General features: G+C 76.0%; 5 protein-coding genes and 1 tRNA gene. 2 read left to right on the top strand and 4 right to left on the bottom strand.

The window, feature by feature from the left end; all coding sequences use genetic code 11:
• The first annotated feature begins 272 nt into the window (after positions 1–272).
• Entirely contained in the window at positions 273–1,154 is an 882-nt protein-coding gene (locus tag HNP84_RS43035; RefSeq protein ID WP_312926974.1) for a hypothetical protein, read from the top strand.
• A 632-nt stretch (positions 1,155–1,786) separates the two neighbouring features.
• Here the strand turns inward: HNP84_RS43035 and ligA are convergent.
• The 4 genes from ligA to HNP84_RS43055 all read right to left on the bottom strand — a co-directional run bounded on the left by ligA (position 1,787) and on the right by HNP84_RS43055 (position 8,971).
• Positions 1,787–3,895, bottom strand: a complete 2,109-nt coding sequence (gene ligA / locus HNP84_RS43040) for an NAD-dependent DNA ligase LigA (RefSeq protein ID WP_185055854.1) — start codon at positions 3,893–3,895, stop codon at positions 1,787–1,789.
• 70 nt (positions 3,896–3,965) lie between these two features.
• Positions 3,966–4,046, bottom strand: a tRNA-Tyr gene (locus HNP84_RS43045).
• Between the two features lie 474 nt (positions 4,047–4,520).
• A complete protein-coding gene (locus HNP84_RS43050) occupies positions 4,521–5,678 on the bottom strand; it encodes an FAD-dependent monooxygenase (RefSeq protein ID WP_246519360.1) in 1,158 nt (385 codons plus the stop codon).
• A 68-nt stretch (positions 5,679–5,746) separates the two neighbouring features.
• Positions 5,747–8,971 carry an AfsR/SARP family transcriptional regulator gene (locus HNP84_RS43055; protein ID WP_185055855.1) on the bottom strand — a complete coding sequence of 1,075 codons (3,225 nt, stop codon included), beginning with the start codon at positions 8,969–8,971 and terminating at the stop codon, positions 5,747–5,749.
• Positions 8,972–9,101: 130 nt separating this feature from the next.
• Here HNP84_RS43055 and HNP84_RS43060 point away from each other — a divergent pair.
• A partial coding sequence (locus HNP84_RS43060) for a hypothetical protein (RefSeq protein WP_221337453.1) occupies positions 9,102–9,309 on the top strand: 208 nt, incomplete at its 3' end.

Consider the following 9,309-nt stretch of genomic DNA (forward strand, 5'->3'; position numbering starts at 1 on the left):
GTGAGTATCCCGTTACACGAAATTCCGCGATAAGGGGCGCATATCTGCTGTTTGCGGGAGATCGAATGGGGACATACCCTTTTCCGGGCACCGGCTGCGCCGGGCGCCGGGGGGCGAGCGCTTTCCCCCGCGGCCGTCTCTCACCCGCGCGCGGGCATCGCCGCTCGTGCTCGATCAGGGCGCCGGGACCGGGACGGGGGCGCCGTAACGCATGACATCGGCGTGCCGGGCGCTTTATGATCCGGCTCACGGCGGAACTTGGGGGCGCGGGAGTGACGGACAGGCGGGCGGATATCGTCGTCGATCCCAGCCTGCCCGATGATGTGGCCCAGTCCTTCCGCGAGAACCCGGTGCTGCTGTCGCGCATCCGTGCGGGATGGCGGCCCGACGCGCCCAGCCCGGCCGACCGGCGGATCAGGATGATGCTCGGCACCCTTGCCGCGGCCGCGGCCATCGTCGTGGGGGCGTTCCTGTTCGTGCACGACCGCGACGCCATCGGCCTGCTCCTCATCGGCGGGGCGGTGATCTGGGCCTCCACCGGCCTGCTGGTCCGCGACGAGCCCGCGGAGGACCGGGCGCTGTACGACAACGCCCGCTGGTACGCCGCCCACTACCTGCTGCCCGAGGACTTCGACCGGGCCGCGCACGAGCTGATGGCCCGTACGCAGCGCGCGGTCAGGTCGGTGCTGGAGTCGGCGGTGCACGCCGAGGGGCTGCTCGACGATGTCAGGAACAACGTCACGCTGCCCGCCCAGGAGTGGGAGATCGCCCGCCTGCTGGCCAAGCTGTCCTCCCTGCGTGAGGAGCACCGGGAGTTCGTCGGCGGCGGCCTCACGCCCGAGGCAGCCGCGGTGGCCGAGCCCCTGGAGCGGGCACTGGCCGGCAGCGAGGCCGCCGTCGTGGCCCGGGTCGAGGCCCTGGAGCGGTACGCCGGGCACGTCGCCGAGGCCGAGCGGGCCTACCACGCCCGGCACCAGATCGAGGAGCTGCGCACCCGGCTGCCGAAGTACGAGGAACTCCTGGCCGAGTCGGGCGCCGACTCCCTGGCCATGCGCGAGCTCGACCGCCTGGCCGACGACGCCGACCGCCTGGAGCAGGCCCTGCGCCACAGCGTCGCCTCCGCCCGCGAGGCCTTCCGCCACCTGGAGCAGTGACCCGCCCCCCGGAGCGCTACCCCGGCGTAAGGAGCACCGCCCCAGCACGAGGAGCGTTGACCCGGCACGAGGAGCGCCGCCCCAGCACGAGGAGCGTTGACCCGGCGCGGGGCGCACAGCCCCGACGGGGGGAGCACCCACCCGGCGTGGGGAAACACTGCCCCGGCGCGGGGAGCACAGCCCCGGCGGGGGACACTGCCCGACGGGAGGTGGACTCACCCGGCGTGGGGGACACACTGCCCCGACGCGGGGCGCCTGCCCCCGACGCGGGGAACACCGCCCCGGCGCGAGGCGCACAGCCCCGGCGCGGGGAGCACTGCCTCGCCATGAGGAGCACCCACCCGGCGCGGGGGAAACACTGCCCCGACGCGGGGTGCACTGCCCCGACGTGGGGAGCACAGCCCCGACGCAAGGAACACTGACCCGGCGCGAGGCCCACAGCGCCGCCGGGAGGAGCACTCACCCGGAGCGAGGCGCACAGCCCGGGGGGAACCCAGCGCGGGGGAACCCAGCGCGGGGCAACCCAGCGCGGGGCAACCCAGCGCGGGGCAACCCAGCGCGGGGCAACACTGACCCGGAAGCCCCGACGCGAGGAGCACACCCGGCGCGGGGGGCCTCGCCGGGGCTGGGGGTCACAGGTGGGGGGCGACCAGGGCGGCGAACTCCTCAGGGGTGGCGATGCGGACGCCCAGGCTTTCGGCCTTGGTGCGTTTGGAGCCGGCCTTCTCGCCGGCCACCAGGAGTGAGGTCTTGGCCGAGACGCTGGAGGACGCCCTGCCGCCGGCGCGTTCGATGAGCTCGTTCATCTCGGTGCGGGTCAGCGACTCCAGCGGGCCGGTCATGGAGCCGGTGACCACGACCGACATGCCGGCCAGCGGCAGGCCGTCGGTGGACGCGCCGGTGGACGCGCCGGGGGGCGCGCCGGGGGGCGCGGCGGGGGCGCCGGGGGGCGCGGGGGTGACTCCGGGCTCGGTCATGTTCACCCCGGCCTTGACCAGCTTGTCGATCAGGTCGGACAGCTCGGCCAGCTCGGCGACCACGACCGGGGCCTTCTCCGGGCCGATGCCCTCGACCTGCTGCATCGCCTCGGCGTCGGCGGCGCGGACGGCGTCCATGGTGCCGAAGTGGCGGGCGATCCTGCGGCTCATCGACCGGCCGGTGCCGCGCACGCCGAGGGCGCAGAACACCCGGCTCAGCGGGCGGGTCTTGGCCCGTTCGAGCGCGGCCAGCAGATTGTCGGTGCTGACCTCGCCCATGCGCTCCAGATCGAGCAGTTGCTCGCGGGTGAGGGAGAACAGGTCGGCGAAGTCGGTGATCAGCCCGGCGTCGAGCATCTGCTGGATGCGGTTCTCGGCCAGGCCCTCGATGTCGAGCTGGTCGCGGCCCGCGGCGTACAGGATGGAGGCGATGGCGCGGCAGGCCCGCCCGCGCACGCAGCGCCACCGCTCCTGGGAGGTGTCGATCGCGTCGCCGCAGACCGGGCAGACCTTCGGGAACTCGATCGGCCGCTCCTCGCCGGTGCGCAGGTGCACCACGGGGGCCTCCACCCGCGGGATGACGTCGCCCGCCTTGTAGACCACCACGCTGTCGCCGAGCATCAGGCCGCGCCGGGTGATGTCGGCGGCGTTGTGCAGCGTGGCGTAGCCGACCACGCTGCCGTCGAGCTCGACCGGCTCCAGCACGGCGCGCGGGGCGATGACGCCGGTGCGGCCGGTGTTCCACTCCACGGCCAGCAGCTTGGTGATCTTCTCGGTGGGGGGCAGCTTGTACGCCACCGCCCAGCGCGGCGCGCGCGAGCTGAACCCGGCCTGGGCCTGGTCGGCGGCGAGGTCGCACTTGACGACGATGCCGTCGATGCCGAAGGACAGCCCGGCGCGGGCGGCGGCGATCTGCTCGACGCGGGCCTGCACCTGCTCCAGGTCGTCGGCCACGATGCCCGCGACCGGGGTGGCGGCCGTGGTCTGGGCGCCCTGGCGGGCCACCCATCGCATGATCTCGCTGTGCGGGGCCTCGCGCAGCCAGGCGGCGAGCTCGGTGGATTCGTCGGGCGGCAACGGCAGCGCGCCGTAGCCGAAGAAGGTCAGCTCGCACACGTAGGGCCGCTCGCGGGTGCGCAGCCAGCCGGCCGCGGCGCTGCGCGGGTTGGCGAAGGTGGTGCCGTCGTGGGCGCGGCGCCTGGCGCAGGCCGCCTCGAACTGCTCGGTGGTCATCATGACCTCGCCGCGCAGCTCGACCGTGACCGGCTCGGCGAGCCGGGCGGGCAGGCCGTCGATGGGGCCGATGGCGTGGGAGACGTCCTCGCCCGCGGTGCCGTCGCCGCGGGTGATGAGCTGGACCAGCCGGCCGTGGCGGTAGCGGGCGGCGACGGCGAGCCCGTCGAGCTTGGGCTCCACGCTCCACTTGGCGACCGGGCGGCCGAGCCGGCGCTCCAGCGAGGCGGCCCACTCGGCGAGCTGCTCGGCGCCGAAGACGTTGTCGAGCGAGAGCATGGGCACGATGTGCGGCACGTCGCCGGTGACCGCGCCGCCGGCCACCTTGCCGGTGGGCGAGGCGGGCAGCACGTCGCCGGGATGGGCCTCCTCGTACGCGGCGATGCCGCGCACCAGCCGGTCGTAGGCGTCGTCGTCGAGGGGGGAGGTGCCGTCGGCGTAGTAGGCCGCCGCGGCGTCCACCGCGAGCTGCACCGCCTCGGCGTAGGCGGCCTGGTCGGCGAGGATCGTGATGGGGGGCTGGTCGCTCATGGTCTCATCATGCCCGGGGCCACCGACAGTTCCGGGGGGCCGTGCCGTGCCCTGACCAGGGCGTGACCGGTGCGTGAGGACGGAGTCGAACCGCCACAGCCGAAGCGTCCGGTTTACAGCCGGGTGGGCTCGCCACGTGCCCAGCTCACGCAGGTGATCATGTCCCGCGGCCCGCGTCACCGGGGCGTTGGACGGCGCCGTGGTGACCATCGCGCCATGTGGCCGTGGCACGGTAGGGGCGGGCCGCGGGAGGTCGGAGGGTAAACGGAGCGGAGGTCGGAGGGTAAACGGGGCGGAGGCCGGAGAGGAAAGGGGGCGGGAAACGACGGGCCGCCGCGGGTTCGCCTCGGGCGGCCTTCGGGTGCGGTTCGTGCCTGGTACCGCTACCCGCGGCCCCGGGCGGCCTTCGGGTGCGGTCCGTGCCTGGTGCCGCTACCCGCGGGCGCCGCCATTGCCGGCCGGTGCGGCGGCCAGGGCATACGGCAGGGGCCGCCGGCAACGGCCACAGCCCCGTTCCGCCCGGGTCGTCCACTGCTTCACGGCCGGTCCTTTCCGTTCGGCCCGGGGCCTCGTGCCCCGCGGCTGGGATCAACGTAGCCCGCGCCTCGCGCGGGCCGCCACCGATTTACAGGCCGTAGGACTTCAGCTCGATCCGGGTGGCGTACGTGTCGGTCGCCTTGAGCATGAGCGTGAGGGCGAGCCTGTTGTCGAACATCCAGTTGCGCATCCGGATGCGGGCCGGCGACGACGGCGCCAGGAACGGCCCCGCGTTGCCCTTGCGGGCGACCCGGGCGTAGCCGCGGAACCCCTCCTCGTACGCGCGGAACGCCGCGCGGTGGTCGCCGCCGGCCTCCAGCAGCTCGCCCGCCAGCACGTACGCCCCCACGACGGCCAGCCCGGTGCCGAACCCGGCCAGCGTGTTGCCGTACGCGGCGTCGCCGAGCAGCACGACCCGGCCCGAGGAGTAGCGGCCGGTCACGACCCGGCTGATGGAGTCGAAGTGGAACTCCCGGGCGTCCGCCAGCCGCTCCAGCAGCTCGGGCACCCGCCACCCGCAGCCCCGGTACGCCCGGCGCAGCAGCTCCTTCTGCTCCTCGGCGTCGTAGCGGTCGTAGGTCAGCTCCGGGGAGGCGAAGACGAACATCGCCGGCGACTTGGGGCCGCCGACCGAGGCCATCCGGCCGGGTTCGTTGTAGATCTGCGGCTCGCCGTCCACGTCGATGCCGGCCAGTGCGTAGTAGTACCCGAGGTGGCGCACGTGGTCCGCCTCGGGGCCGAAGGCCAGCCTGCGCACGTTGGAGTGGATGCCGTCGGCGCCCACGACGATGTCGAAGGTGCGGGGCGCGCCGCGCTCGAAGGTGACGTGCACCCCACCGGCGCCCTGGGTGAGGGAGGTGATCGAGTCGCCGAAGACGTACTCGCAGCGGCCGGCCGTGCGCTCGTAGAGGATCTCGGCGAGGTCGCCGCGCAGGATCTCGACGGCGCCGCCGGAGAACTCGGCGGGCATGACCGCGAGCCTCCTGCCGGCGGCGTCGACGAAGGTCTGGTCGGTGCCGCCGGTCTGCCTGCGCAGCACCTCCTCCAGGATGCCCATGCGGCGCAGTACGGTGTGGTGGGTCTCGCCCTTGAAGTCGACCGCCTGGCCGCCGCGGCGCAGCGCGGGGGCCTTCTCCACCACGGTGACCGCGCAGCCGAGGCGGGCGAGCCAGTGGGCCAGGGCGGGCCCGGCGATGCTCGCGCCCGAGATGAGGACCGTCATGTGCGTCAAGCCGGTGTCGTTCATGTCCCCGACGTTCGCCGGGGGCGCTGACAACCCGGAGATGATCCGCTGACAGCCGGCCGCGGCGTCCGTCAGCGCCCGGCCAGGAGCTCCCGGGCCTGGGCGGCGGACAGGCCGGCGCCCTGCGCGTACGCCTCCGCGAACGCCTCCGGCCCCAGACACTCGGTGACGGCGGCGGCCACGCGGGCGACGTCGGGATCGCCGGCGACGGCCGTGCCGCGCAGCGCGACCGCCGCGCCGAGCAGCAGCGCCGCCCGGTGGGGCGAGCCGGTCAGCAGGGCCGCGCCGGCCGCGCCCTCGGCGGCGGCGGCCTGGTCCACGGCCATGGGCGAGGTGAGCGCGGCGGCCACGGCCTCGCCGTGCCACGCGGCGGCGGCCTCGGCGTCGCCCTCCGCCTCGGCCAGGCGGCCGAGCGCGGTGAGCGCCGCGGCCCTGACGGTGACCGCGGGGAAGCCGCCCGGCTCGGCGGCCTCCAGGGCCGCGGTCAGCCGTTCCCGCGCCCGGGGCAGCTCGCCGCGCAGCCGGGCGATCTCGCCCAGGCCCAGCTCGGCGAGGGGCGCGGCGGGGCGTCCGGCGCGGGCGTACCGGCGCCGCGCCTCCAGGTGGTCGCGTTCGGCGGCGTCGAGGTCGCCCTGGCGCACCAGCCCGGCGGCCCGGTGGCACAGCAGGTCGGCGCACTCCTCCGGCGCGCCGAGCTGCTCCATCAGCTCCAGCGCCCGCGCCCACAGCTCGCGGGCCCGCGCCCACTCGCCGCGCCCGGCGGCGGCCCCGGCCAGCCCGTCGAGACACTGCGCGGTGCCCCAGCGCTCGCCCAGCTCCTCGAAGACGGCCAGCACCTCGCGCAGCTCATGCTCCCCCTCGGCGGGGCGTCCGCCGAGCAGCGCGAGCAGGCCGTCGCCCAGCCGGACCAGGGCCAGGTTCCACGGGTCGCCGTGGCCGAGCACGCTGCCGCTGGTCTCGCGCGACGCGCCGACGCCGTTCAGCATGCCCCACAGCGCGGCGCCGAAGGGGTGGCGCAGCTCGCGGTCCAGGGTGCGCATGATGTGCTCGGCCCGCGCCCAGTGCTCGGGGGCGGGGCGCGGGACGGCGTGCAGCACGCAGGCGGCGTACTCCTCCTCCAGGCCGTCGAGCCCCCGCGGCGCGCGGGCCAGCAGCTCGGCCGCCACGGGCCCGGCCTGGCCGCGGCGCCCGCTCAGCCACCAGTACGCCGCCAGCGCCGCCACCATCCGGAAGGCGGTCTCGGGCTCCTCGCGGGCCGCCCAGCGCAGCGCGGCCATCAGGTTGTCGTGCTCGGCCGACAGCCGGGCCAGCCAGGCGAGCTGCCCGGCCCGGCGCAGCATCGGGTCGGCCCGCCGCGCCAGCTCCAGGTAGTGCCGGGCGTGGGCGCGCAGCAGCGCGTCGCGCTCGCCGGACTCCTCCAGCCTGGCGGCGCAGAACAGCCGGATGGTCTCCAGCATCCGGTAGCGCTCGCCGTCGGTCTCGACCAGCGACTTGTCCACCAGGTCGGCGAGCACATCGTCCACGTCGCCGGCGCGGTGTTCGCCAGCGCCGTGTTCGCCGGCACCGTGTTCGCCGGCACCGTGTTCGCCGGCACCGTGTTCGCCGGCACCGTGTTCGCCGGCACCGTGTTCGCCGGCACCGTGTTCGCCGGCGTACGCCGGGTCGCCGAGGGCGGGCGCGCACACCGCCTCGACCGCCTCCAGGGAGGCGCTGCCGGTGAACACCGAGAACCGCCTGGCCAGCGCCCGCTCCGCGGGGCCGAGCAGGCTCCAGCTCCACTCGACCACGGCGTGCAGGGTGCGGTGCCGCGCCGCCGCCGTGCGGTCGCCGCGCGAGAGCAGCCGGAACCGGCCCTGCTCCTCCAGTCTCGCGGCGATCTCGCGGACGCCGAGCTGGCGCAGCCGGGCCGCGGCCAGCTCGATGGCCAGGGGCAGCCCGTCCAGGGCGGCGCAGATGGCCGCCACCGCGTCCGCGTTCTCGGGGGTCACGGCGAAGCCGGGCCGGACGGCCGCGGCCCGCTCCTGGAACAGCCGCACGGCGGGATAGGCGGCGGCGTCCTGCGCTCCGGCGCCGGGCGGCGGGGCGGCCAGCGGGGCGAGGGGCAACAGGACCTCGCCGGTCAGGCCCAGCGGCTCACGGCTGGTGGCGATGATCGACAGCCCGGGGCAGGCGCCGAGCAGGTCGCGGGCCAGCCCGGCGACCGCCGCGACCACGTGCTCGCAGTTGTCCAGGACGAGCAGCAGTTCCTGCCCGGCCAACGCCGCGGCCAGGCGGCGGACCGGGTCGGCCTCGGCGGCGGCCTGGAAGCCCGACTCGCGCACGCCCAGCGCGCCCAGCACGGCCAGGGGCACCTGGACGGCGTCGCGCACCGGGGCCAGGTCGGCGAGGCACGCCTCGCGCGGGTCGCGCGCCGCGGCCTCGACGGCCAGCCGGGTCTTGCCGATGCCGCCCGGCCCGAGAACGGTGACCAGGCGCGCCTCGCGCAGCGGCCCGGCGAGGCGGCGCAGCTCCTCCTGCCTGCCCACGAAGCCGGTGAGCTGCGCGGCGGGCCGCCGCCGTACGGGCGGGCGCGGCTGCTCCGCGCGCAGGATGGCGAGGTGCACCACCGACAGCTCGGGCGACGGGCCGGCCCCCAGCTCCTCGGCGAGCAGCCGCCGCGCCTCGCCGAACTCGGCCAGGGCCTCGGCCTGCCGCCCGGCGGCGTGCAGGGCCCGCATGAGCTGGCCGCGCAGCCGCTCGCGCAGGGGGTGGGCCGCCACCAGCGCCCGCAGCTCCGCGACCACCGGGCCGGGCGCGCCCAGCGCCAGCTCGGCCTCGATCCGGTCCTCGGTCGCCGCCAGGCGCAGGTCCTCAAGCCGGGCGGCGTACGGCCCGCCGTGCGGCAGGTCGGGCAGGGCCGGGCCGCGCCACAGGGACAGGGCCTCGCGCAGCACGGCCGCGGCGTCGGCGTGGCGGCCGGCGTCGAGCAGGACGCGGCCCTCGCGGGCCAGGCGCTCGAAGCGGTGGGCGTCCACGGCCTCGGGGGCGACCGCGAGGCGGTAGCCGACGTCGTGGAACTCGACCAGGCCGGGCGGCAGCGCGCGGCGCAGCCGCGAGACGTGGGCCTGCACGGCGTTGGCGGCGCCCGCGGGCGGGTGTTCGGCGTACTGGGCGTCGATGATGCGCCCGGTCTCGACGATCCGGCCCGCCTCCAGCAGCAGCATCGTCAGCAGCGCGCGCACCCGGGGGCCGCCCACACGCACGTCCCGGCCGTCGGGGTCGCGCACCTCCAGGGGGCCGAGAACGCCGAACCGCATGTCCGGATTCTCCCACCGGCGAACCGGCAGGCGGTCCGTGGGCGGCGGCGGCATGACCCCAGGGACCCCGGCTCGGGTGAGGCACCCCGGTTCGCCCTGGCCGGCGGGTCGTTCGTGGTACCTTGGGAGCTTGCGTACAGATGACGACGATCTCTTCGACGCGCAGCCGCAGAGCCTGCTGCTGACGATCTTCGGCGCATTCCTGGAGCCGCGCACGGCGCCCGTGTGGTCCGGCGGCCTGGTCGCCATCCTCGGCTACTTCGGCTTCAGCACCGCGGCGGCGCGGATCGCGCTGGCGCGCCTGGTGCAGCGCGAGCTGGCCGAGCGGCACCGCAAGG

This window comes from Thermocatellispora tengchongensis, assembly GCF_014202315.1.
Lineage (GTDB): Bacteria > Actinomycetota > Actinomycetes > Streptosporangiales > Streptosporangiaceae > Thermocatellispora > Thermocatellispora tengchongensis.

Excerpts from the sequence above, each read along its gene's own strand:
- ligA (WP_185055854.1), bottom strand. The coding sequence starts at position 3,895 with ATGAGCGACCAGCCCCCCATCACGATCCTCGCCGACCAGGCCGCCTAC.
- HNP84_RS43055 (WP_185055855.1), bottom strand. The coding sequence starts at position 8,971 with ATGCGGTTCGGCGTTCTCGGCCCCCTGGAGGTGCGCGACCCCGACGGC.
- HNP84_RS43050 (WP_246519360.1), bottom strand. The coding sequence starts at position 5,678 with ATGAACGACACCGGCTTGACGCACATGACGGTCCTCATCTCGGGCGCG.